Here is a 22,920-nt window from a genome sequence, read left to right on the forward strand (position 1 = left end):
CGCTCGCCCGGGCGAGCGGGAAACCGGATGACCGGCACCCTCGGCCTGCGATGACAACTCCCGTCGCGCGAAAGCCTTGCGCCGCTTCAATTCTCGCCGCCGCACAAGATCGGCCGCGCGCGCATTTCACCCCTCCCGACGTGATCAGCCCGACGTGGGACACCCCCTTGACGCCGGGCGCGGCCGGGTGCACCCTGAGGTTGTTCAACAAGCGTTGAAATTAGGGATGATCACGATGACTTCTCCAGCGGCTGCGTCGTTCTCGGAGCGCACGACCTGCGTCATCGCCGGGGGCGGTCCCGCGGGCATGGTCCTCGGGCTCCTGCTGGCCAGGGCCGGTGTCGAGGTCACGGTGCTGGAGAAGCACGCGGACTTCCTGCGCGACTTCCGAGGGGACACCGTGCACCCGTCGACGCTGACGCTGCTCGACGAACTGGGTCTCGGCGAGCGGTTCGAGCAGGTGCCGCACCGCAAGGTGGACCGGATGCAGGTGATGCTGGACTCGGGCATCGCCCCGTTCGGCGACATGAGCCGGATTCCCGGCAGGCACAAGCACATCGCGTTCGTGCCGCAGTGGGACTTCCTCGACCTGATCGCGGAGGCGGGCAAGGCGGAGCCGACGTTCAGCCTCCGCATGAACACCTCGGTGACCCGGCTCGTCAAGCGCGGCAACAAGGTCGCGGGCGTGGAGTACCGCACAGCCGACGGGCGGACCGGCGAGCTGCACGCCGACCTCGTGGTGGCGTGCGACGGACGGCACTCGACCGCGCGCGCCGGAGCCGGGCTCACGAGCCGGTCCTTCGGCGTGCCGATGGACGTGTGGTGGTTCCGCCTGCCGCGCGGCGAGGAGGACCCGCAGGGCGGGCTCGGGCGCTTCGCCAGCGGCGAGGTCGCGGTGCTGATCGATCGCGGCGAGTACTTCCAGTGCGCCTACCTGATCAGGAAGGGCTCGGACGCCAAGGTCCGCGCGGAGGGGATCGAGGCGTTCCGCCGCCGCGTGGTGCGACTGATCCCGTGGCTGGGCGACCGGATCGACGCGGTGGAATCGCTCGACGACGTGAAGCTGCTCGACGTGAAGCTGGAGCGGCTGACGCGCTGGCACACCGACGGCTTGTTGTGCATCGGCGACGCGGCCCACGCGATGTCGCCGGTCGGCGGAGTGGGCATCAACCTCGCCGTGCAGGACGCCGTCGCCGCGGCGCGCATCCTCGCGGAGCCGCTGCGCCGGGGCACGCTCACCGCGAGGGACCTCGCGAAGGTGCAGCGGCGGCGCTGGTTGCCGACCGCGCTCACCCAGGGCATGCAGCGGGTGATCCACAAGCGGGTGCTGGGCAGGACGCTGGGTGCTCCGGGCGCACCGGCTTCGGGCAAGACCCCGCTGCCCATCCGCCTGCTCCGCAGGTTCCCGCTGCTCCAGGCGATCCCGGCGACACTGGTCGGCATCGGCGTTCGCCCCGAGCACGCGCCGGACTTCGCGCGCCGCTGACTACCCGTCGAGCGCGTCGACGAAGCGGGTCAACAACCCCGCGAAGTCGGCGCGCTCCTTCGCGCTCCAGCTCCGCATCGCGGCGGCGAAGCGCTCCTGCCTCATCCGCCGCACGTCGGCGATGTGCGCCCATCCCGCCTCGGTGAGCTCCAGCAACGAACGCCTGCCGTCGTGCTGGTCGCTCACCCGGCGCACCAGCCCCGCTGCCGCGGCCTTGGCGACGAGCTTGCTCGCCCTCGGCTGGTCAACGGAGAGCAACCCCGCGAGCGAGGTCACCGAGCACGGGCGCTCCGCAGCCTGCTCCCCCTCGACGGCGTCGGCAACGGCGGTCAGCGCCGGGTCGACGGTTGCCCCAGCTGCCAGGGCTCGGCGGGTTTGCCTGCGACGCACGCGAACCATGGCGCGCTCAACGGCCGCGACCGGGGAATCCTGCTTGTCTCGCACACCCGCCAAGGTACATGCTTCATGACATGAACATGTCAAAGAACATGCAACCGATCGGCTACTGGCTCAAGCACCTGGACGGGCTGCTGGAGGCGGATCTCGCAGCGGTTCTGCGGGACGTCGGGCTCGACCGCAGGAAGTGGCAGGTCCTCAACACCCTCGTCTCCGGACCGCTCACACCCGCCGAACTCACGGCGGCCATGGCGCCGTTCGACGAAGCCGACGCGGTGACGGCGCTGCTCGACCTCGGCTGGGTCAGCCGCATCGAGGGCGCTTTCGCACTCACCGGCGCCGGACGGCTGGGACACACAGAAACGGCGGCGCGCGTACGGTACGCGCGCCGCCGGATCACGAACGGCATTTCCGATGAGGACTACGTGGCGACGGTCGCCGTGCTGGAGCGCATGGCGACCAACCTCACTACTTCTTCTTCGCCACCACGGGGTTGGTGAGGGTGCCGAGGCCGTCGACGGTCACCGACACGGTCTGCCCGTGCTCCATCTTGCCGACGCCGGCCGGGGTGCCGGTGAGGATCACGTCGCCGGGCAGCAGGGTCATGATGTGCGAGACCCACTCCACGAGCGCGGGCACGTCGTGGATCATCTGCGAGGTCCGGCCGTCCTGGCGCACCTCGCCGTCGAGCTCGGTGCGCAGCCGGGTGTCCGCCACGTCGAGCTTGGTCTCGATCCACGGCCCCAGCGGGCAGAACGTGTCGTGGCCCTTGGCGCGGCCGAACTGACCGTCCTGCTTCTGGTGGTCGCGCGCGGTCACGTCGTTGGCGATGGTGTAGCCGAGGATCGCGCTGAACGCGTGCTCGGCGAGGACGTCCTTGCAGGGACGGCCGATCACCACGGCCAGCTCGCCCTCGAAGTCCACGTGGTTCGAGCTCGCGGGCAGCCGGATCTCCGCGTTCGGGCCGACGACGGAGGTCGAGGGCTTCAGGAAGATCATCGGATCTGCGGGCGCCTCGTTGCCCATCTCCTTGGCGTGGTCGGCGTAGTTGCGGCCGACGCAGATCACCTTGGAGGGCAGGATCGGCGCGAGCAGCCGGGTGTCCGCGAGCGGCCAGCGGCGGCCGGTGAACTGCACCGGGCCGAAGGGGTGTTCGGCGATCTCGGCGGCGACGAGCGCGTCGGCCGGGCCTTCGACGGCCACGAACGCGACGCCTTCTGGATGAGCGATACGGGCAAGGCGCACGGTTCCCAGCGTAACCGAGCCGGGTTAGCGTTCCGGGCGTGCGCCTCCCAGAACTGGTGATCTTCGACTGCGACGGCACGCTGGTCGACTCGGAACGGATCGCCAACGACGTCTTCGCCGCCCTGATCACCGAGGAGGGGCTGCCGACCAGCTTCGCCGAGTGTGTCGAGCGTTACATGGGCCGCTCGGCCAGTTCCTGCGCGAGCGACATCGAAACCGCGCTCGGCCGTCCACTTCGGACAGAGCTGTTGGCGCTGCGCACCGCTCGGGTGGACGAGCGGTTGGTCGTGGAACTGGCGGCGGTGCCCGGCATCCACGAGGCGCTGGACGTGCTCGCCGAAGCGGGGACGGCCGTGTGCGTCGCGTCGAGCAGCACCCCGTCGGAGATCGCCTTCCGCCTGCGCCGCACCGGCCTCGCGGAGTACTTCGGCGACGCGGTCTTCAGCGCGACGATGGTGCCCAACGGGAAGCCCGCGCCCGACGTCTTCCTGCACGCGGCGCGTGAGATGGGCTTCCCGCCGCAGGACTGCGCGGTGGTCGAGGACAGCACGACCGGCGTGCTCGCCGGAAAAGCGGCTGGGATGCGGGTCGTCGGTTTCGCCGACCTGGTGGCCCCGGAGGCGTTGCGCGCCGCCGGGGCCGACCAGGTGGTGTCGAAAGCGAAAGAACTTCCGGGAGCGTTGGGCTACCAGGTCAGCGCGCGCTGAGTCATCGCCTTGTGCACCAAGGCATCGCAGAGCGCCAGCCAGCTCGCCTCGACGATGTTGCCGTGCACGCCGACGGTGGTCCACTCGCGCTTGCCGTCCCTGGACTCCACGAGAACCCTGGTGACGGCGTCGGTTCCGTGCTGATCGGTGAGGATGCGGACCTTGTAGTCGACCAGTTCCACGTCGGAGAGCCACGGCAGGTGCGGGCTGAGCGCCTTGCGCAGCGCGGCGTCCAGCGCGTGCACCGGGCCGTTGCCCTCCGCCGTCGCGATCACCCGCTCCCCGGCGACGTGGACCTTCACCGTGGCCTCGGACACCACGTCGTCCTCGCCCCGGTGGTCGAGCACCACGCGGTAGGACTCCAGCTGGAAAGGCGGCTCCGGCAACGGTTCCGCACCGTCCACATCGGACGCTTCGCGGCGGAGGAGCAGTTCCAGCGAGGCGTCGGCGGCCTCGAAGGACCAGCCGCGCGCCTCCAGTTCCTTCACCCTGCGCACAGCGCTGTTGACCGTTTCCGGCCGGCCGGTCAGGTCCAGCCCGAACTCCCTCGCCTTGAGTTCGAGGCTGGCCCGACCGGCCATCTCGGTGACCAGTACCCGCTGCCCGTTGCCGACGGTGACCGGATCGATGTGGTTGTACAGCTCCGGGTCCACCTTGATCGCGCTCGCGTGCAGACCCGCCTTGTGAGCGAATGCTGACGTCCCGACATAGGCCTGGTGGGTGTCGGGTGCGAGGTTCGCGATCTCCGCTAGGGCGTGCGAGACGCGGGTGAGCTCGGACAGCGCTTCGGTGGGTAGCACCGGCATGTCGAGCTTGGTCACCAGGTTTCCCACGACGGAGAACAGATCGGCGTTGCCGGTCCGCTCGCCGTAGCCGTTGGCGGTGCACTGCACGTGGGTCGCCCCCGCCTGGACCGCCGCGACGGTGTTGGCCACCGCGCACGCCGTGTCGTCCTGGCAGTGGATGCCCACTCGGAAACCCGTGCGGGACACCACGTCCTGCACGGTCTCGGCCAGCCGAAGGGGCAGCTGGCCGCCGTTGGTGTCGCAGAGCACGACCACGTCCGCGCCCGCGTCGACCCCCGCCGAGAGCACGCGCAGCGCGCACTCGGGGTCGTGGGCGTAGCCGTCGAAGAAGTGCTCGGCGTCGAGGAAAACGCGCCGCCCCTGGCCGACGAGGAACGCGACGGTCTCCCCCACCATCGCCACGGCCTCCGACATCCCCGTGCGCAGCGCGCGCTCGATGTGCCTGCGGTCGGCCTTGGCCACGAGGGTGATCACCGGCGCCTGCGAGTCGACCAGCGCGCGCACCTGCGGGTCCTCGTCCGGACGCAGCCCCGGGCGGCGCGTGGAGCCGAACGCGACGAGCGCGGCGTGCCGCAGGTTCAGCTCACCGGCCGCCGCCCGCGCGAAGAACTCCGTGTCCTTCGGCATCGCGCCCGGCCAGCCGCCCTCGATGAACCCGACCCCGACCGAGTCCAGCAACCGCGCGACGGCCAGCTTGTCCGTCACGGAGTAGGAGATGCCCTCCCGCTGAGCGCCGTCGCGCAGTGTCGTGTCGTAGACGTGGAAGTCGTCGCCGAGCGGGGTACCAGCCGGGGTCGTGCGGCTCACGGAAGTGCCTCGTTCCTGCTTGCGAGGGGCCTGACAAAACAAAAAGACCCCCCGCAGGATGCGAGAGGTCGGCGCGCCGGGAGCTGGAGCTCGTTACCCGGCGCGCGAGGCAATAATGACGCGGTGCTGCGAAAGCATGGCGCGGATACTGCCACACCCCCTCGCCACAATCCAACCCACCGAGACACCTCCTCCCACATCCTGGACACCACCCCCGCGCTTACGCGCTGAATGACTCGTTCAGGTGGTTGGACGGACTGAACGAGTCATTGAGGTGATTGAGCGTGCTCAATGACTCGTTCAGCACGTTCTACCTGGCGAACGAGTCATTGAGCAGGGGGAAGGCGAACCTGGCCCGGGCGTCAGGGGCCCGCGCGCCAGGCGACGGCCAGGCGGCGGATGCCTTCGGTGACGGCGGCGGGGCCCGCGGCGTAGCCGATGCGGAGGTACTCGCGGAGTCCTTCGGAGGCGGAGTACGCGGGCCCGGGGACGACGAGCACGCCGTGGCGGCGGGCGCGAGCGGCCAGCGCGACGGTGTCGGACTTGGGCACCCGGACCCACAGCGCGGCACCGCCGAGCGGACGCGCCCACTCCCACTCCGGCAACAACCGCTGCATGGCGGCCTCGGCGGCGGCGAGACCGGCGGACAGCTCGGCCTTGCGCTGCTCGCGCGCGGTGGCGGTGTGCGCGAGCAGCTTGAGGGCGAGCAGCTGGCCGGGAACCGAGCTGCCGAGGTCGGCCGCGTTCTTGACGCGCGAGAGCCTGCTGACGAGGTCGCTCGGCCCGTGAATCCACCCGACCCGAAGACCGCCCCAGAACAGCTTCGACAGCGAGCCGACGTTGAACACCGTCGCGGGGACCCCGTGCTCGGCGGCGACGGCGGCCAGCGGGGCCGGGGGTGGCCAGACCAGCGAGGTGTCCACAGTGGACTCATCGTCGATCAGCGGGACACCGGCGGCGGCCGCGGCGCGGACGACGCGGAGGCGGTCGGCGACGTTGAGGGTGGCGCCGGTCGGGTTGTGCGCGGTGGGCAACAGGTAGACGAGCTTGGGGCGCCGAGCGATCAGCCGCTCCAGCACGTCGACGTCAACACCGCCGGGGCCGCGCCTGCCGGTGCGCACGGGAACGGTGATCACCTTGGCGCCGCGCGAGCGGAAGGTCTCCAGCGCGCCCCGGTAGGTCGGCTCCTCCAGCACGATCTCATCGCCGGGCTGCACGAGGCCCTGCGCGATCAGCTCGACGGCCTGCTGCGAGCCGCTGGTGACGATGAGGTCGTTGCCCTGCGCCGAAACGCCGCGCCGCTCAAGGCGATCGCTCAGCTCCTCGCGCAGCCTGGGCAGCCCCGCCGCGTAGTAGCCGTGGTGGCGCAACAGGTCTCGGTAGTCCTCGGCGCCGACCTTCGTGGCGATCTCGGCGACCATCTGCAGGCCTGGCAGCGCTCCGGTGGACAGGTCGATGCTCTCCGGCGGGTCGGCGAGATCGGCTCCGGTCAACGGCGCGGGAACCGAGCCCTGGCGCCCCATTCCGAGCGGTCCTCGCGAACGCGGCTCCGGAACCGGGTAGTCCACACCGGGCCTGCGCACCCACGTGCCGCTGCCTCGACGGCTGGCCAGCCACCCGGCCGCCCGCAACGCCTCGTAAGCGGCGACGACGGTCGACCGGCTCACCGCGAGCGCGCCCGCGACCGTCCGCTCAGCGGGCAGGCGCGTGCCCGCAGGCAGCTCGCCGGTGTCGATGAGCTGGTGCAACGCGTCGGCGAGCCGCTTGTGCAGCGGCCCGTCACCATCGGTCCAGCCGACCAGCAGGTGCACGAGCCGGGGCGCACCGATCGCTTCACTACGCACACGATCGGTCACTCGCAGTCCACCTCCGCGGAATTGGCCTGGTTGTCCGGCGCCCGTTCGGAGCACCCTCTGCTCTCATAACGCGCTAGCCGCTCTTCGGGGCGCGAAACCTCCGGACACCGCTCCGGTACGGGGTTTCCGGACGTTACCCGCATCGCCCGATCCCAGAAAGGCAGGTCGGTGGCGTGGCAACCGTCGTGCTCGTCGGCACGCTCGACACCAAGGGCGAGGAGTACGCCTGGCTGGCCGAGCGGGTCCGCGCGGGCGGGTGCGCCACCGTGCTCGTCGACACCGGAGTGCTCGGAGAACCCGCGACGACTCCCGACGTGACCGCCGTCCAGGTCGCGGAGGCCGCGGGCGCCGACCTCGCCGAGCTGCGCGCGGCCGGGGACCGGGGCGCCGCGATGGCGACCATGGCGCGCGGGGCGGCGGTGATCACCGCGCGGCTGCACGCCGAGGGCAGGCTGCACGCGGTGGCCGGGATCGGCGGCTCCGGCGGCTCCGCGGTCGCGTCGGCGGCCATGCGGGAGCTCCCCGTCGGCGTGCCGAAGCTGCTGGTGTCCACGATGGCCTCCGGCGACACGTCGCCGTATGTCGGCGCCGTGGACGTGACGATGATGTACAGCGTTGTGGACGTCGCCGGGATCAACCGGATCTCCGAGCTGGTCCTGGGCAACGCGGCGGCTGCTGTTTCGAGTATGGCGAATGCCCATCAGCTTGCCAGGCAACGGGGTGGCGCTTCGGGCAGGCCCCTCGTCGGCGCCAGCATGTTCGGCGTCACCACCCCCGCCGTCGACGAGGCGCGCCGCGTGCTCGACGAGCTGGGCTACGAGGTCCTGGTCTTCCACGCCACGGGTTCCGGCGGCCGGTCGATGGAGGCGCTGGCCGCGAGCGGCCTGCTCAGCGGCGTGCTCGACCTGACGACGACCGAGCTGGCCGACGACCTCGTCGGCGGAGTGCTCAGCGCGGGCCCCCACCGCCTTGAGGCCGCGGGCCGCGCCGACGTGCCGCAGGTGGTCAGCGTGGGCGCGCTCGACATGGTCAACTTCGGCCCGGCCGAAACAGTCCCGGAGCGCTTCGCCGAGCGCACCCTCTACGTGCACAACGACACCGTGACCCTGATGCGCACCACCGGCGAGGAGTCCGCCGAGCTGGGCGGGCGCATCGCCGCCAAGCTCGCCGCAGCGACCGGGCCGACCGCGCTCTTCCTGCCGCTGCGCGGGGTTTCGGCCATCGACGCCGAGGGCATGCCCTTCCACGATCCCGAAGCCGACGCCGCGTTGTTCGCCGCCCTGCGCGCTGGCGTCTCCGGGTCCCCGGTCGAACTCATCGAGCGGGACGAGCACATCAACGACGCCGCCTTCGCCGCCGCCATGGCGCACCGGCTGCACGAGTTGATCCAGTCAAGGGGACGGAACGGATGAACCGCACGGAGGCACTCGCCCGCCTCAAGTCCACTGTGGACAGTGGATCGGCGATCATCGGAGCGGGCGCGGGAACCGGGCTCTCGGCCAAGTGCGCCGAGGCGGGTGGCGTTGACCTGATCATCATCTACAACTCCGGCAGGTACCGGATGGGCGGGCGCGGCTCGCTGGCCGGGCTGATGCCCTACGGCGACGCCAACGCGATCGTGCTGGAGATGGCGGGCGAGGTGCTGCCGGTGGTGCGCGACACCCCGGTGCTCGCGGGCGTCTGCGGCACCGACCCGTTCCGGCTGATGCCGAAGTTCCTCGACCAGATCGCCGACACCGGCTTCGCCGGGGTGCAGAACTTCCCCACCGTCGGGCTGATCGACGGGGTCTTCCGGGCCAACCTGGAGGAGACCGGGATGAGCTTCGCGATGGAGGTCGAGATGATCGGCCTGGCCGCGCAGCGGGGCCTGCTCACCGCGCCCTACGTCTTCGACGCCGAGCAGGCGCGGGCGATGGCCGAGGTGGGCGCCGACGTGCTGGTGCCGCACATGGGGCTGACCACCAAGGGCAGCATCGGCGCGCGCACCGCGCTCACCCTCGACGAGAGCGTGCGCCGGGTCCAGGAGATGCGCGACGCCGCGGTGGAGGTGAACCCGGACGTGCTGGTGCTCTGCCACGGCGGTCCGATCGCCGAGCCGCAGGACGCGCAGTACGTGCTCGACCGCACCACCGGCGTCGTCGGGTTCTTCGGGGCCTCGTCGATGGAGCGGCTGCCCACCGAGACCGCGATCACCGAGCAGGTGCGGGGCTTCAAGGGCCTCGCCAGGAAGGGGTGAGGGGTGTACCGACTGACCGTCCTCTACGGACATCCGCACGACCCGGCTGCCTTCGACGAGTACTACGAGAGCGTGCACCTGCCGATCGCCAGGAAGATGGAGGGCCTCACCGGCTGGACCGTCGGCAAGTGCGAGCCGCTGGTCGCCGGTGACGTGCCGCCGTACTACATGGTCGTCGGCCTCTACGCGGACACCCGCGAGCGGCTGGAGGAGATCCTGGCGACCCCGGCGGGCCAGGCCGCCGTCGCCGACGTGCCCAACTTCGCCACCGGCGGAGCCTGGTTCAGCTACCACGAGGAGTCCGTCGAGGTCCCGCTCACCCTCGGCTGATTCCTTCGCCCGCACCGGCTGCTGCCCCCAACCACGCCGGTGCATCCCCCAAGGAGAACGGCCCCCGCAGCTGCCCGCGGGGGCCGTTCTCGTTGTGCTCCTGGGCTTTTCTAGGTGTTGCTGGTGACTCCGGTGCGGCTGATCACGTTGGAGGACACCAGCGCGGCGAGGCGGTCGCCGATCGCGTAGGTGGCACCGGGGGCCGAGTGGTCCCTGGTGGCCAGGTCGAAGGCGACGGCGGCCTCGATGCGGCGCGCGGACTCGGACTCACCGAGGTGGTCCAGCATCAGCGCGACGGAGAGCACCGCGGCGGTCGGGTCGGCCACGCCCTGGCCCGCGATGTCCGGGGCGCTGCCGTGCACCGGCTCGAACATGCTCGGGTTGCGGCGGGTGATGTCCATGTTGCCGCTGGCCGCGAGGCCGATGCCGCCGGTCACCGCGGCCGCGAGGTCGGTGATGATGTCGCCGAAGAGGTTGTCGGTGACGATCACGTCGTAGCGGCCCGGGTCGGTGACCATGTGGATCGTGGTCGCGTCCACGTGCTGGTAGGAGACGGAGACGTCCGGGTACTGCAGCGAGACCTCCTCGACCACCCGCGACCACAGGGAACCGGCGTGCGTGAGGACGTTGGTCTTGTGCACCAGGGTGAGGTGTTTGCGCGGCCGGGCGGAGGCCCTGGCGAAGGCGTCGCGGACGACGCGCTCGACACCGAAGGAGGTGTTGATGCTGACCTCGGTGGCGATCTCGTGCGGGGTGTCCTTGCGCAGCAGGCCGCCGTTGCCCGCGTACGGGCCTTCCGTGCCCTCGCGCACCACCACCATGTCGATCTCGGGCGAGTCCGCCAGCGGGCAGCGCACGCCCGGGTAGAGCCGCGCGGGGCGCAGGTTCACGTGGTGGTCGAGTTCGAAGCGCAGCCGCAGCAGCAGACCGCGTTCGAGGATGCCGCTGGGCACCGAGGGGTCACCGACGGCGCCGAGGAGGATCGCGTCGTGCTGGCGCAGTTCACCGAGCACCGACTCCGGCAGCAACTCACCGGTGGCGTGCCAGCGAGCCGCGCCCAGGTCGAATCGGGTGATCTCGGCGGTCGGGACGACCTCACCGAGCACCTTCAGCGCCTCGGCGATCACCTCGGGGCCGATCCCGTCACCTGGGATCACCGCGAGCCGCATGCACACACCTCCTGCGAGTGCGGCCCCGTCGAATCGGGGCCTGTCATGGCGCGAAGGCTACCGGCACCGGAGGTGTTAATTGCACTTTCGACGCGCAACTCAAGTCATCTCTCCCGTACTGCGGGACACCCGATCGGGTATCTCCAGTCGTGGGACCCACGACGGAGGGGACGATCAGCGCTCTGTCATTAGGCAAATGCCTGCTCCTCGGCCCCGGCCTGTCCACAACGCAGTGGTGCCCGGAGTGCGATCGCACCCCGGGCACCCCTGTTGTGATCTTTACCCGATCAGGTCAGCTCACCGGCGCTGCGGACCGCCGGGACGCCCGATCGGGGCAGCCCCACCGAGTTTCACGTCCTTCACGCCGACCACCTGCGCCCGCTTGCCGGTCGCGTTGTGGTGGTGCAGCAGGAGCAGTCCCTCGGACTTGTCGGCCGCCTGCGCCGCCGCGTCCCGGTTGACCACCAGCGCGGTGCCCGGCTGCGCGAGGTGGCTCAGCGCGGGCTCGCCCGCACCCTGCACCCACAGTCCCGGGTTCAGCGGGTCGAAGGTCAGCGGGGTGGCGATCTGGTCGATGGTGCCGGTGGTGTCACCCGGCGCCCGGTAGTAACCGGCGACGCCGACCCGGTAGGTCAGCTTGGCCGACGGGCTCTCGCCGTTGACGCCCAGCGCCTTCAGCGTCACCGGCAGCACGACCACGTTGCTGTCGAAGGCGTTGGTGTCCACCTCGCCGAACTGGCCGTTGATCGGCTGGATGTCGACGGTGGTGAACCCGCCGGTCGGCAGCGGCTTGCGCAGGTCGACCGTGGTGGCGACCCACACGTCGGAGCCGGTCAGCTTCGTCGCGAAGGTCTCGAACTCCGGCCTGCCGTCGTTGTTGGTGTCGATGCTGACGAACGGCTGGGTGTTGCTGCCGAGGTTGGCCCAGTTGCCCCAGCTGACGAGACCGAAGGCGAGCATCCCGTCCTGCGGCTTGCCCTGCATCTTGGCCAGCGGCGCGGTCGAGCCGACGCCGACGTAGCGCAGGTCGCCGGCCTTGGCCGTCTCGTTGATGGTGCAGTTCCTCGTCACCGAGCCGCCGCAGTCGGGCAGCTGGTCGGAGCGGGCCTGCATCTCCAGGACGCTGACCAGCGAGCGGTAGGCCTGCGGGCCGGTGCCCTGGTTCACGCCGCGGCCGGACAGGTTCAGCACGCCCTGCTCCTGGCCGGGCTGGAACAGCAGGGTGTCCTTGGCGACGATGTCCGCGGCCGGCTTGGGCGCGGCGTAGACCGACACCCGCAGCGGCACCACGGCGCCGTTGGACGGGGTCAGCGTGATCCGGCCGGAGGCGTCGGCGAGGAACTGCCTTGCCACACCGAGCTGGGTCGGCACGACCGTGGAGTCGACCGTCTTGCGCAGCGCGGCGGGGTCGGTGATCTTCAGGGTGACCTTGAAGTTCGCGACGCCGCGCGGGCCGACCTTGACCGTCGGGGTGGACAGCTCGTAGCTGACGCCCGGGATCGAGGTCGCGGCCTGGTAGCCGGTGCGGTACTCGACCGCCTTGACGCCCTTGTTGACGACCTTGATGTTCTTGGACAGCGAGACCGGGCCGGAGACCTCGACGGTGCCGAAGGACGCGGAGACCGCGCCCGGGTCGTCGGTGACCATGGCCAGGACCTGGTTGTCCAGCGCGGCCTTGGCGTCGATGCGACCGGTGCCGACGCGGTTGGGCGCGTAGACGGTGCCGTTGGGGCCGGTGCGGACGTCGACGCCCGCGGTGTTCATGACGGCCGCCTTGACCTCTTCCGGCGTCCAGTCCGGGTGCGCCTGGCGGACCAGGGCGGTGACGCCGGTGGTGTGCGGTGCGGCCATCGAGGTGCCGCTGATCACCAGCGGCTGGTTGCCCGAGCCGGACAGCGCCGAGGAGATGGTGTCACCGGGAGCGGCGATGTCGGGCTTGACGATCTTGCTGTGCACGCTGCGCGAGGTGAAGGTGCTGGGCGTGTCGTTGATCGCCGGGGAGGTGGTGCGCACGCTGGAGCGCAGGTGCCCGCCGAGCTTGACCTCGAGGGTGCCCGCGGTCAGCGCCGGGCGCAGCGCCTTGGTGGCCGAGCCGGTGAACTGGAACATCGGCACGGTGGTGTTGCCAGCGATGCCCGCGGCGAAGTCCTCCAGGTTGGAGGAGAGCACCACGCCGAGCGCGCCGGCGGCACCGGCCTGGTTGGCCCTGGCCGCCGAACCGCACTTGCGGGTGGCGTCGTTGTCGTCCCACTCCAGCCAGGCGAACTTGCCAGCGACCGCGGCCTTGTCGGCGGCGGAGTAGGCGAGGCAGCCGTCCTTGTTGTCGGCGGCGGAGAGCGCCACGACCGGCTTGGTCAGGTCGAGGGTGTCGTACTTCGCGTAGTCCTGGCTGTACTGACCGGCCTTCACGCCCGCGAGGGTGGTCGGTCCGGTCACCTCGGCGCCGTCGCGCAGCACGAAGGAGTCGCGGGTGCTCGCGACCGTCAGCGCCTCGGGGGTGTTGCCCGGCGAGCCGCCGACGTCGTAGAGGTCGCCGCCGTTGCCCGCGGAGATCACCGGGAGCACGCCGTTGGCGACGAGCTTGCGGACGAACAGGCTGTCCGGGTCGTCGGCACCGCCGAAGTTGCTGCCCAGGGACATGTTGACCACGTCGAGGCGGTCGGTGAAGTCACCGTCGCCGTCGGGGTCCAGCGACCAGTCCATCGCCTGCGAGGTCACGTCGGTGGAGCCGTCGCAGCCGAAGACCTTGATGGAGTACAGCAGCGACTTGGGCGCGGTGCCGGGGCCGACGCGCATCTCGTTGAGCTGCTTGGCGGTCAGCTTGTTGTGGTCGCCCTTGAAGGCGGTGCCGTCCGCGTTGACGCCGAAGCCGCCCGTGGTGCCGGCGACGTGGGTGCCGTGGGTGCCGCAGGAGATCGGGTTCGGGTCCGGGACCGGCGTGGTGGAGCCGTTCTGGCCCGTCGCGTCGTACTTGTCACCGACGAGGTCGATGCCGCCGACGACCTTCGGGGTCGGGAAGACCGCGGGGTTGGCCTTGTCGCGGTCGATCGCCGCGTAGGCCTCCTTGGTGCCCGGCCCGCCGAAGGTGGCGTGGGTGTAGTCGACGCCGTCGTCGATGATGCCGACGCGGACGCCGTCACCCAGGACGCCGTTGGACTTCCAGGTCTGCAGCGCCCGGGTCAGCTGCACGGCGTTGGAGTTGCCGCGCGACTTCGGCACGACGGTGCGCACGGAGCGCACGTCCTTGCGCGAGGCCAGCTCGGTGATCTTCGCGGCGTCCGCCTGGACCACGACGCCGGGAACGGCGTTGGCCGTGCGGTACAGCTCGCGGGTGCCGCCGTCGCGGGAGCGCAGCTGGCCGACGACGGAGTCAGCGGCCTTCTTGGTGTCGTCCTTGGCGCGCTGCGCCGCGGCCTTCGCCTGCTGCTTGCCCGCGCCCCTGCGCTCGGTCTCGGCGAAGGCGTCCACGGCGGGAGCCTTGTCCAGCTCGATGAACGCGGTGACCTTGCCGTTGGCCGCCGCCAGGCGCGGCTCGACCTTCTGCTGCAACGACTTCGCGGACAGGCCCTTGGCAGCCGGGACCCCCTGCGCGAGGGGGTCCTGCGTGATCGGGGCCTGGGCGCCGGCGGTACCGGCGGTGACGCCGACCCCCAGCACGGCGGCGAGCACCGCCGCCGCGGACCGCGTCGCCGTGCGGCGAACCCGGGATGAACTCACTGTTGCCCTCACTGGAGGTCATCTCCGACCCTGCCGTGCGCGCCCGCCTGCACGAGCGGCTCGACCCCGCGTGGCAGCGAGGGAATCCCGGCGTGGCACCGTGCCCTCAACGGCGCCTGGTCTGACCTCGGCTGGGAACTTAACTCGGAAGAATGTCGACGATGTTACTCCATTAGAGTGACGAGACGACGAACGTTTTCACTTAAGTCACCGAGTTACCGCCCCCGATAACGCTTTGGGGCGCAATATCGACACGAGTCGGTTCACCTGTTGGTGAAAACCGCGCTGACCAGCGATGTCGTTGACGGCTCAACGAGAACGAGGGCGGCTCCCGTGTCGGGAGCCGCCCTCGTGGGGTCTTTCCTGGCCTACTCGAAGGAGAGCGAGCGCACCATCCTGGCGCCGACGGTGGCGCCGATCGGCTCCAGCACGTTGGCGTCGACCGGGCGGTCCACCCGCAGCAGCATGGTGGCGTCCGCGCCGTCGGTGGTCTGGCTGATCTGCGCGGCCTCGACGTTCACGCCCGCCTCGCCGAGCAGCGTGCCCACGGTGCCCATCACGCCGGGGCGGTCCGGGTACTCCAGCAGCAGCACGTTGCCCTCGGCGCGCAGGTCGAAGTTGCGGCCGTTGATCTCCACCAGCTTCTCGACCTGCTTCGGGCCGGTGAGCGTTCCGGAGACGCTGAGCCGGGTGCCGTCCGCCTGCACGGCCACGAGCGTGACCAGGCTGCGGTGGTTGGCGCTCTCGGGCTCGGTGGTCAGCTCGACCGCGACGTCGCGCGCCTCGGCGATCGAGGAGGCGTTGACGAAGGTGACCTGCTCCTCGACCACACCGGTGAACAGCCCGCGCAGCGCGGCCAACTGGAGGATCTTGACGTCCTCGTTGGACAGTTCGCCCCGGATCTGCACGTCCAGCGTCGCCGGGGTGCGCGAGCTGACCGCCGACAGCACGGCGCCGAGCTTCTGGGTGAGCGGCAGGTAGGGCCGCACCTCCTCGCCGACGATGCCGCCGCCGCGCACGTTCACCGCGTCCGGCACGAAGTCCCCGCGCAGCGCGAGCACGACCGAGCGGGCCACGTCGGTGCCCGCGCGGTCCTGCGCCTCGGCGGTGGAGGCGCCCAGGTGCGGGGTCACCACGACGTTGGGCAGCTCGAACAGCGGGCTGGAGGTGGTCGGCTCGGTGACGAAGACGTCGACGCCCGCGCCGCCGATGTGGCCGCTGCGCGCGGCGTCGGCCAGCGCGCCCTCGTCGATCAGGCCACCGCGGGCGGCGTTGACGATCAGCACGCCCTTCTTGGTCTTGGCCAGTTCGTCGGCGCCGATGAGCCCCTTGGTCTCCGGGGTCTTCGGCAGGTGGATGGAGATCGCGTCGGCCTGCGCCAGCAGGGTTTCCAGGCTGACCAGCTCGATGCCCAGCTGGCCCGCGCGGGCCGGGGACACGTAGGGGTCGTAGGCGATCAGCTTCACGCCGAAGGCCGCGACGCGGCTGGCGAAGAGCTGGCCGATCTTGCCGAGGCCGATCACGCCGACGGTCTTGCCGTTGAGCTCAACACCGCCGAGGGCGCTGCGCTTCCACTTGCCGTCCTTGAGGCTCGCGTCGGCCTCGGGGATGCGGCGGGCGACGGCCAGCAGCAGCGCGACCGCGTGCTCGGCGGCCGAGACGATGTTGGAGGTCGGCGCGTTCACCACCATGACACCGCGCGCGGTCGCGGCGTCCACGTCGACGTTGTCCAGGCCGACACCGGCGCGGGCGACGACCTTGAGCTTGTTGCTGGAGGCCAGGGCTTCGGCGTCCACCTGGGTGGCGGAGCGCACCAGCAGCGCGTCGGCCTCCGCGAGCGCGGCGAACAGGGCGGGGCGGTCGGTGCCGTCGACGTGACGGACCTCGACCTCGTCTCCGAAGACATCCAGCACGGACGGCGCCAGCTTCTCGGCGATCAGGACGACCGGGCGAGGTGACTTGCTCACAGGTGCTCTCCAGGAAATGGGCTCGGCCTCATGCGGCCAGGACGACGAGCATCGGGCCACCGCGTTGTAACCCGGAGAACCCGCAGTGTATCTGCGGGGTTACCACGGCGTTTCACGTGTCGGAGCACCAAAGCCGTGATCCCCGACGCACCACGCACCGTGCCCGCCCGCACACACCCGGGGTTTCGCCCTGAATGACTCAGTGAGGTACTTGAGCGCCCCCAATGACCCTTTCAGGGAGTTGAACGCACCGAAGGAGCCGTTCGCCGCCGCCGTTGAGGCCCTGAACGGGTCCTTCGGGTACTTGAACGCACTGAACGACCCGTTCAGTGCGTTCAACGCGTCAAAGGAGCCGTTCGCGCAGGGGATGACGTGGGGCCAATCTGCTGAACGAGTCATTGAGGTTCCTAGACCACACGAATGACTCGTTCATGTGGTTGAGCGTGCTGAACGAGTCATTGAGGTGGCTGGGCGTGTCGACGACGGGAGCGCGAAGACCGGCGAGACACCCGTGGAGGGGCGGAAAGCGCGAGCGGGCGGCCCGTCGCTCTCCGGACCGCCCGCTGCTCTCGTGCTCTCGCGTCTAGACCGGCTTGTCGAAGTCGTACTCGAACTCGCCGTCGAAGGCGCCGGCCTCGAAGGCCTTCCACTCACCGGGGTTGAAGACCAGGACCTGCTCCGGGTCGTCGCTGTTGCGCAGGCCGGTGTAGGTCACACCGTCGGTGTGCAGCACCTGCGCCATCTCGACCCGGCCGGAGGGCAGGCTCGCGTCGCCCTTCCACTCGGCCCCGCTGAAGTCGATCTCGTCGCGGACACCGGCCTTGTCGTCGAACGGCACGCCGCGAGACTCCGCCGTGCCCTCGATCACACCGAGACCGTCCTCACCGTGGCCGCGCACCCGCGGTGGGTCACTTCCCGGCCCAGCGACCCTCGCGGACGCCCGCGAGGAAGCCGTGCCACTGCGCCGGTGTGAACACCAGCACCCCGGCGTCCGGGTTCTTGGAATCCCGGACCCCCACGGTCTGCGCCGCGAAGGCGACCTCGACGCAGTCGTTGCCGCCACCGCTGTGGCTGCTCTTGCGCCATTCCGTGAACATCCCCCGACGCTCGTCGACGCTCACGACAACTCCTTTGCCCTAGAGGCGATCAGCGCGACGGATTCCTCCGTGCCGAGCGCCGCCGCACGTACATGATCGAATACCGTGCTGTACCAGCGGATTTCCTCTGGTTTCTCCAGGTACAGACCGCTGGTGAGGGTGTCCAGGTAGACCACGGTCGGATCGATCGGGTCTGGGAATCCCAGAATCACGAACGGGCCGTCCGCGGCCGCGTGGGCACCCACCCCGAAGGGCAGGACCTGAAGTTCGATGTTCGGCTGCGCCGTCATCTCGACCAGGTAGTCGAGCTGCTCGCGCATCACCTCGTCGCCACCCACCTTGCGGTGCAGCACCGCCTCGTCGATGACCATCCACAGCTTGGGCGGCTGGTCGCGTTCGAGGATGGACTGCCGCGCCCTGCGGGCGGCGACCCTGCGCTCCACGTCGTCGGTGTCGGCCTTGGGCCGCACCGCGCGGAAGACGGAACGCGCGTAGTCCTCGGTCTGCAGCAGACCGGGCACGAGCTGCGCCTGGTAGCACCGGATCGAGGCGGCTTCGGCCTCCATCCCGGCGAACGCGCCGGTCAGCACGTCGCTGTAGTTGTGCCACCAACCCTTTTGCCGAGCCATTCTGGACAGTTCGACCAGTGCGTCCTGCCGGTCGCCCTCGACACCGTAGAGCTGGAGCATGTCCCGGACGTCGCGCGGGTTGACGCCCGTGCGCCCGGTCTCGATGCGGCTCACCTTGGCGGCGGAGCACTCCAGGTGCCCGGCGACGTCCTCGCAGGTCAGTCCGGCGGCTTCGCGTAAGCGGCGCAGTTCGGATGCCAACCGGCGGCGCCGCACGGTAGGGCTGTGGCCGGCAGTCACGGTCTCCCTCTCCAGTGATGACGATGCGTGGTCCCGATCGACCTTCATACGGTCAGGATCGTCCAAAACACGCCTCGGCGGGAACTCGCCGCAGTGTGCACGCGGCGGAAAGGGTGTCGCAATCGCTTGTCCTACTGCCGGGCACAGTCTCACCCAATCGTGTCATTCGCAGGATGTACGTTGCATTTCTCCGTGAACGTCTTGCACGCTTAGTGCACACGGGGTCGCTCTCCGGAGTTTCGCCAGAGGATCATCCCCGTACACCAGACGATCGGGAGCGGGTGGGGGTTGTGTGGCTGCCGGGAAAGTCGTTGCTGGACGTCCGCGAGGCGCCGAGCGACGGCTCCGTGCAGGGACGCGACTGCTACCGCGAGGTGGCGAGCACGCTGGCCGAACTGGAGGCCCTCGCGCTCGCCCAGCCCGATGAGACGAGCAAGAACGCGCTCCTGCGCACGGTCCACGGCTGGCAGTTCCTGCTGGCGCAGCACCGCAGCACCGGCCGCAGGCGGCCCCGCTGCCGGCTCTGCGGAAGCAGCTGGCGGGACGGCGGCTGGCCGTGCGCGACCTGGTGGATCGCCTACGCACAGCTGTGCGTGGTGCCGGACACCACCGACGAGAGGCCGTCCCGGCTCGCGTCCCCCTTCCCCCACTCGGGTCGGGACGGCTTCCCGTCACGCGTCTCGGCGCAGGACACCGTGCGCCTGCCCCGCATCTGCCCCACGACCTGAAGATGCCTTGTGCAGCCTGCAATTCTCGCGGGCGCCGACGGTTGTGCGATGTGCAACCGGACCACAGTGGACAGTCGAAGGGCCACCCCGTCGCGAGCTGACCCTTCTGCCTCAGCGGCGGACATGGCAGAGGGGGCGCACCGGGAATCCCCGGCACGCCCCCTCCTCACGAAACGGCTCAGGCGGTCTCGGTGATCGGGCGGTCCACCCACGACATCAGGTCGCGCAGCTTCTTGCCGGTCTGCTCGATCGGGTGCGCGGCCGACTCCTCGCGGTACTTGGTGAACGCCGGGCGCCCGCCGTCCATCTCCGCGACGAGCTCCTTGGCGAACTCCCCGCTCTGGATCTCCGCGAGGATCTTGCGCATCTCCTCCTTGGCGCGGGCGTCCACCACGCGCGGGCCGCGGCTGTAGCCGCCGTACTCCGCGGTGTCGGAGACCGAGTAGAACATCCGCGAGATGCCGCCCTCGTACATCAGGTCGACGATCAGCTTCAGCTCGTGCAGGCACTCGAAGTAGGCGATCTCCGGCGCGTAACCCGCCTCGGTGAGCACCTCGAAACCGTTCTGCACCAACGAGGCCACGCCGCCGCAGAGCACGGCCTGCTCGCCGAAGAGGTCGGTCTCGGCCTCCTCCTTGAAGGTGGTCTTGATCACGCCGGCGCGGGTGCCGCCGATGGCCTTGGCGTAGGACAGCGCCAGCGCCTGGGTCTCACCGGAGGGGTCCTGCTCCACCGCGATGAGGCACGGGACGCCCTTGCCGTCGACGAACTGGCGGCGCACCAGGTGACCGGGTCCCTTCGGGGCCACCATCGCGACCGCCACGTTGGCGGGCGGGGTGATGAGGCCGAAGCGGATCGCCAGGCCGTGGCCGAAGAACAGCGCGTCGCCGTCGTTGAGGTTCGGCGCGATGTCGTTGGTGTAGAGGTCGCGCTGCTTGTGGTCGGGGATCAGGATCATGATCACGTCGGCCTCGGCGGCGGCCTCGGCGGGGGTGATCACCCGCAGGCCCTCCTCCTCGGCCTTCGGGCGGGACTTCGAGCCCTCGGGCAGGCCGATCCGGACGTCGACCCCGGAGTCGCGCAGGCTGAGCGCGTGGGCGTGGCCCTGGCTGCCGTACCCGATCACCGCGACCTTGCGGTTCTGGATCACGCTCAGGTCGGCGGCGTCGTCGTAGAACATCTCCACGGACATGGTGCTCGGTGGTCCCTTCGGTAAGAGCGGAAAAACGGGGGGTCTAGCGGACGGCGGCGGCGGTGATGGAACGGGCGCCCCTGCCGATCGCGACCATGCCGGACTGGACCATCTCCCTGATCCCGTACGGCTCCAGCATGCGCAGCAGCGCGTTGAGCTTGTCGGCGGTGCCGGTGGCCTCGACCGTCACCGCTTCTGGCGAGACGTCGACCACCTTGGCCCGGAAGAGCTGGACGGTCTCCAGCACCTGGCTGCGCACCGTCGCGTCGGCCCTGACCTTGACCAGCAGCAGTTCGCGCTGCACGGCCGTCGGCGGGTCGAGTTCGACGATCTTGATGACGTTCACCAGCTTGTTGAGCTGCTTGGTCACCTGTTCCAACGGTAGTTCGTCGACGGAGACCACGATCGTCATCCGCGAGACCTCGACGTGCTCGGTCGGGCCGACGGCGAGGGACTCGATGTTGAAGCCCCTGCGGGAGAACAGCCCGGCGACCCTGGCCAGCACACCCGGCTTGTTCTCGACCAGCACGCTCAGCGTGTGCCTGCTCATCACTCATCTTCCTCGAACAGCGGGCGGATGCCGCGCGCGGCCATGATGTGGTCGTTGCCGGTGCCCGCGGCCACCATCGGCCACACCTGGGCGTCCTCGCCGACCACGAAGTCGATCACGACGGGGCGGTCGTTGATCTCCATCGCCTGCTTGATGACCGCGTCCACGTCGTCCTTGGACTCGCAGCGCAGCCCGACGCAGCCCAGCGCCTCGGCCAGCAGCTTGAAGTCCGGGATGCGGTGCTTGTGCGTGCCCAGCTCGGTGTTGGAGTAGCGCTTGTCGTAGAACAGGGTCTGCCACTGGCGGACCATGCCCAGGTTGCCGTTGTTGATCACCGCGACCTTGATCGGGATGTTCTCGATCGCGCAGGTGGCCAGCTCCTGGTTGGTCATCTGGAAGCAGCCGTCGCCGTCGATCGCCCAGACCTGGGTATCGGGCATGCCCTGCTTGGCGCCCATGGCGGCGGGCACCGCGTAGCCCATCGTGCCGAGGCCGCCGGAGTTCAGCCACGTCCTGGGCTTCTCGTAGCGGATGAACTGCGCCGCCCACATCTGGTGCTGGCCGACGCCCGCCGCGTAGATCGCGTCCGGGCCGGCCAGCTCGCCGATCCGCTCGATCACGTACTGCGGGGCGAGGGTGCCGTCGGTGGGCTCCTCGTAGCCCAGCGGGAAGGTGTCCCGCCACGAGCTGAGCTGCTTCCACCACGGGGCGATGTCGGCGCGCTCGATCTCGAACTCGGTGCGCACCGCCTCGATCAGCTCGCCGATGACCTCCTTGCAGTCACCCACGATCGGCACGTCGGCGCGGCGGTTCTTGGAGATCTCCGCCGGGTCGATGTCGGCGTGCACGATCTTGGCCTCGGGCGCGAAGGAGTCCAGCTGCCCGGTGACGCGGTCGTCGAAGCGCGCGCCCAGGGTGATCAACAGGTCCGAGCGCTGCATCGCCGCGACCGCCGCGACCGTGCCGTGCATGCCGGGCATGCCCAGGTGCAGCCGGTGGGAGTCCGGGAACGCGCCGCGCGCCATCAGCGTGGTGACCACCGGGATGCCGGTGAACTCGGCCAGCTCCAGCAGCTCCGCCGACGCCTGCGCCTTGAGCACGCCGCCGCCGACGTAGAGCACCGGGCGCTGCGCCGCGGCGATCAGCTTGGCCGCCTCGCGGACCTGCTTGCCGTGCGGGCGCACCGTGGGCCGGTAGCCCGGCAGCTTCATCTCCGGCGGCCACGAGAAGGAGGTGGTGGCCTGCAACACGTCCTTGGGCACGTCGACCAGAACCGGGCCGGGGCGGCCGGTCGCCGCGATGTGGAAGGCCTCCGCGACCGCCCTCGGGATGTCGGCCGGGTCGGTGACGAGGATGTTGTGCTTCGTCACAGGCATCGTGATGCCGCAGATGTCGGCTTCCTGGAACGCGTCCGTGCCGATCGCCGAGCGCGCGACCTGGCCGGTGATCGCGACCACCGGGACGGAATCCATGTAGGCGTCGGCGAGCGGGGTGACCAGGTTGGTCGCGCCGGGGCCGGACGTGGCCATGCACACACCGACCCGGCCGGTGGCCTGCGCGTAGCCGGTGGCGGCGTGCCCGGCGCCCTGCTCGTGGCGGACCAGGATGTGGCGCACCTTGGTGGAGTCCAGGAGCGGGTCGTATGCGGGGAGGATGGCGCCACCCGGGATGCCGAAGACGACCTCGCATCCGGCGGCTTCGAGGGAGCGGACAAGGGACTGCGCACCGGTCACCCGGATCGGGGCCCCGGACGGGGGCGCGG

At 70.3% G+C, this 22,920-nt stretch carries 20 protein-coding genes; 7 read left to right on the plus strand and 13 right to left on the minus strand.

Annotated features, from left to right (window positions below; all coding sequences use genetic code 11):
* Positions 1-235: 235 nt before the first annotated feature.
* The gene (locus tag CCN37_RS06285) at positions 236-1,486 is read left to right on the plus strand and encodes an FAD-dependent oxidoreductase (protein WP_086819726.1); all 1,251 of its coding nucleotides are present in this window, start codon (positions 236-238) and stop codon (positions 1,484-1,486) included.
* Here CCN37_RS06285 and CCN37_RS06290 read toward each other — a convergent pair whose 3' ends face one another.
* Entirely contained in the window at positions 1,487-1,930 is a 444-nt protein-coding gene (locus CCN37_RS06290; RefSeq protein WP_246842845.1) for a MarR family winged helix-turn-helix transcriptional regulator, read from the minus strand. It abuts the gene before it with no gap.
* Positions 1,931-1,956: 26 nt separating this feature from the next.
* Here CCN37_RS06290 and CCN37_RS06295 point away from each other — a divergent pair, with 26 nt between their 5' ends.
* Complete coding sequence (locus CCN37_RS06295) at positions 1,957-2,382, plus strand: MarR family transcriptional regulator (protein WP_246842846.1); 426 nt, start codon at positions 1,957-1,959, stop codon at positions 2,380-2,382.
* On the opposite strand, the gene CCN37_RS06300 is transcribed toward CCN37_RS06295, so the two are convergent.
* A complete protein-coding gene (locus CCN37_RS06300; protein ID WP_086819712.1) occupies positions 2,351-3,127 on the minus strand; it encodes a fumarylacetoacetate hydrolase family protein in 777 nt (258 codons plus the stop codon). The genes CCN37_RS06295 and CCN37_RS06300 overlap by 32 nt on opposite strands.
* A 38-nt stretch (positions 3,128-3,165) precedes the next feature.
* Here CCN37_RS06300 and CCN37_RS06305 point away from each other — a divergent pair, with 38 nt between their 5' ends.
* Positions 3,166-3,834 (plus strand): HAD family phosphatase, encoded by a 669-nt coding sequence (locus tag CCN37_RS06305; RefSeq protein ID WP_086819713.1) that lies wholly within the window; start codon positions 3,166-3,168, stop codon positions 3,832-3,834.
* On the opposite strand, the gene cimA is transcribed toward CCN37_RS06305, so the two are convergent.
* Both cimA and CCN37_RS06315 read right to left on the minus strand, forming a co-directional pair.
* Positions 3,813-5,447, minus strand: a complete 1,635-nt coding sequence (gene cimA, locus CCN37_RS06310) for a citramalate synthase (RefSeq protein WP_086819714.1) — start codon at positions 5,445-5,447, stop codon at positions 3,813-3,815. The two genes, CCN37_RS06305 and cimA, sit on opposite strands and share 22 nt — an antisense overlap.
* Positions 5,448-5,809: 362 nt before the next feature.
* Positions 5,810-7,303 carry a PLP-dependent aminotransferase family protein gene (locus CCN37_RS06315; RefSeq protein WP_168200541.1) on the minus strand — a complete coding sequence of 498 codons (1,494 nt, stop codon included), beginning with the start codon at positions 7,301-7,303 and terminating at the stop codon, positions 5,810-5,812.
* A gap of 173 nt (positions 7,304-7,476) precedes the next feature.
* Here CCN37_RS06315 and CCN37_RS06320 point away from each other — a divergent pair, with 173 nt between their 5' ends.
* Genes CCN37_RS06320 through CCN37_RS06330 form a run of 3 tightly spaced genes read left to right on the plus strand, consistent with a single transcriptional unit; the run spans position 7,477 to position 9,869 of the window.
* Positions 7,477-8,715, plus strand: coding sequence for a Tm-1-like ATP-binding domain-containing protein (locus CCN37_RS06320; protein WP_086819716.1), 1,239 nt, complete (start codon positions 7,477-7,479; stop codon positions 8,713-8,715).
* The gene (locus tag CCN37_RS06325; protein WP_086819717.1) at positions 8,712-9,539 is read left to right on the plus strand and encodes a phosphoenolpyruvate hydrolase family protein; all 828 of its coding nucleotides are present in this window, start codon (positions 8,712-8,714) and stop codon (positions 9,537-9,539) included. The genes CCN37_RS06320 and CCN37_RS06325 overlap by 4 nt, the downstream gene beginning before the upstream one ends.
* 3 nt (positions 9,540-9,542) lie before the next feature.
* Positions 9,543-9,869, plus strand: a complete 327-nt coding sequence (locus CCN37_RS06330) for an EthD family reductase (protein ID WP_086819718.1) — start codon at positions 9,543-9,545, stop codon at positions 9,867-9,869.
* 110 nt (positions 9,870-9,979) lie between these two features.
* Here CCN37_RS06330 and CCN37_RS06335 read toward each other — a convergent pair whose 3' ends face one another.
* The 6 genes from CCN37_RS06335 to CCN37_RS06360 all read right to left on the minus strand — a co-directional run bounded on the left by CCN37_RS06335 (position 9,980) and on the right by CCN37_RS06360 (position 18,688).
* Entirely contained in the window at positions 9,980-11,038 is a 1,059-nt protein-coding gene (locus tag CCN37_RS06335) for a 3-isopropylmalate dehydrogenase (protein WP_086819719.1), read from the minus strand.
* 297 nt (positions 11,039-11,335) lie between these two features.
* Positions 11,336-14,755: a S8 family serine peptidase gene (locus CCN37_RS06340; protein WP_086819720.1), complete on the minus strand. Its 3,420-nt coding sequence runs from the start codon at positions 14,753-14,755 to the stop codon at positions 11,336-11,338.
* Positions 14,756-15,123: 368 nt separating this feature from the next.
* The gene (gene serA, locus CCN37_RS06345) at positions 15,124-16,722 is read right to left on the minus strand and encodes a phosphoglycerate dehydrogenase (RefSeq protein WP_086819721.1); all 1,599 of its coding nucleotides are present in this window, start codon (positions 16,720-16,722) and stop codon (positions 15,124-15,126) included.
* A 583-nt stretch (positions 16,723-17,305) separates the two neighbouring features.
* Positions 17,306-17,620: a DUF397 domain-containing protein gene (locus tag CCN37_RS06350; protein WP_371503678.1), complete on the minus strand. Its 315-nt coding sequence runs from the start codon at positions 17,618-17,620 to the stop codon at positions 17,306-17,308.
* A 10-nt stretch (positions 17,621-17,630) separates the two neighbouring features.
* The gene (locus CCN37_RS06355; protein ID WP_086819730.1) at positions 17,631-17,819 is read right to left on the minus strand and encodes a DUF397 domain-containing protein; all 189 of its coding nucleotides are present in this window, start codon (positions 17,817-17,819) and stop codon (positions 17,631-17,633) included.
* A 20-nt stretch (positions 17,820-17,839) separates the two neighbouring features.
* Positions 17,840-18,688 carry a helix-turn-helix transcriptional regulator gene (locus tag CCN37_RS06360; protein ID WP_086819731.1) on the minus strand — a complete coding sequence of 283 codons (849 nt, stop codon included), beginning with the start codon at positions 18,686-18,688 and terminating at the stop codon, positions 17,840-17,842.
* A 290-nt stretch (positions 18,689-18,978) separates the two neighbouring features.
* On the opposite strand from CCN37_RS06360, the gene CCN37_RS06365 reads away from it, so the two are divergent.
* Positions 18,979-19,416, plus strand: a complete 438-nt coding sequence (locus CCN37_RS06365) for a hypothetical protein (RefSeq protein WP_143261452.1) — start codon at positions 18,979-18,981, stop codon at positions 19,414-19,416.
* Between the two features lie 178 nt (positions 19,417-19,594).
* Here CCN37_RS06365 and ilvC read toward each other — a convergent pair whose 3' ends face one another.
* From ilvC to CCN37_RS06380, 3 genes are read right to left on the minus strand one after another with little or no spacing between them, the layout of a single operon-like run.
* The gene (ilvC, locus tag CCN37_RS06370; protein ID WP_086819723.1) at positions 19,595-20,608 is read right to left on the minus strand and encodes a ketol-acid reductoisomerase; all 1,014 of its coding nucleotides are present in this window, start codon (positions 20,606-20,608) and stop codon (positions 19,595-19,597) included.
* Positions 20,609-20,651: 43 nt separating this feature from the next.
* Positions 20,652-21,158 carry an acetolactate synthase small subunit gene (ilvN, locus tag CCN37_RS06375; RefSeq protein WP_030429086.1) on the minus strand — a complete coding sequence of 169 codons (507 nt, stop codon included), beginning with the start codon at positions 21,156-21,158 and terminating at the stop codon, positions 20,652-20,654.
* A complete protein-coding gene (locus CCN37_RS06380; protein WP_086819724.1) occupies positions 21,158-22,897 on the minus strand; it encodes an acetolactate synthase large subunit in 1,740 nt (579 codons plus the stop codon). Before CCN37_RS06380 ends, ilvN begins: the two co-directional genes overlap by 1 nt.
* Between the last annotated feature and the right edge of the window lie 23 nt (positions 22,898-22,920).

The organism is Allokutzneria sp. NRRL B-24872, assembly GCF_002155965.1.
In the GTDB taxonomy this organism is placed as follows: domain Bacteria; phylum Actinomycetota; class Actinomycetes; order Mycobacteriales; family Pseudonocardiaceae; genus Allokutzneria.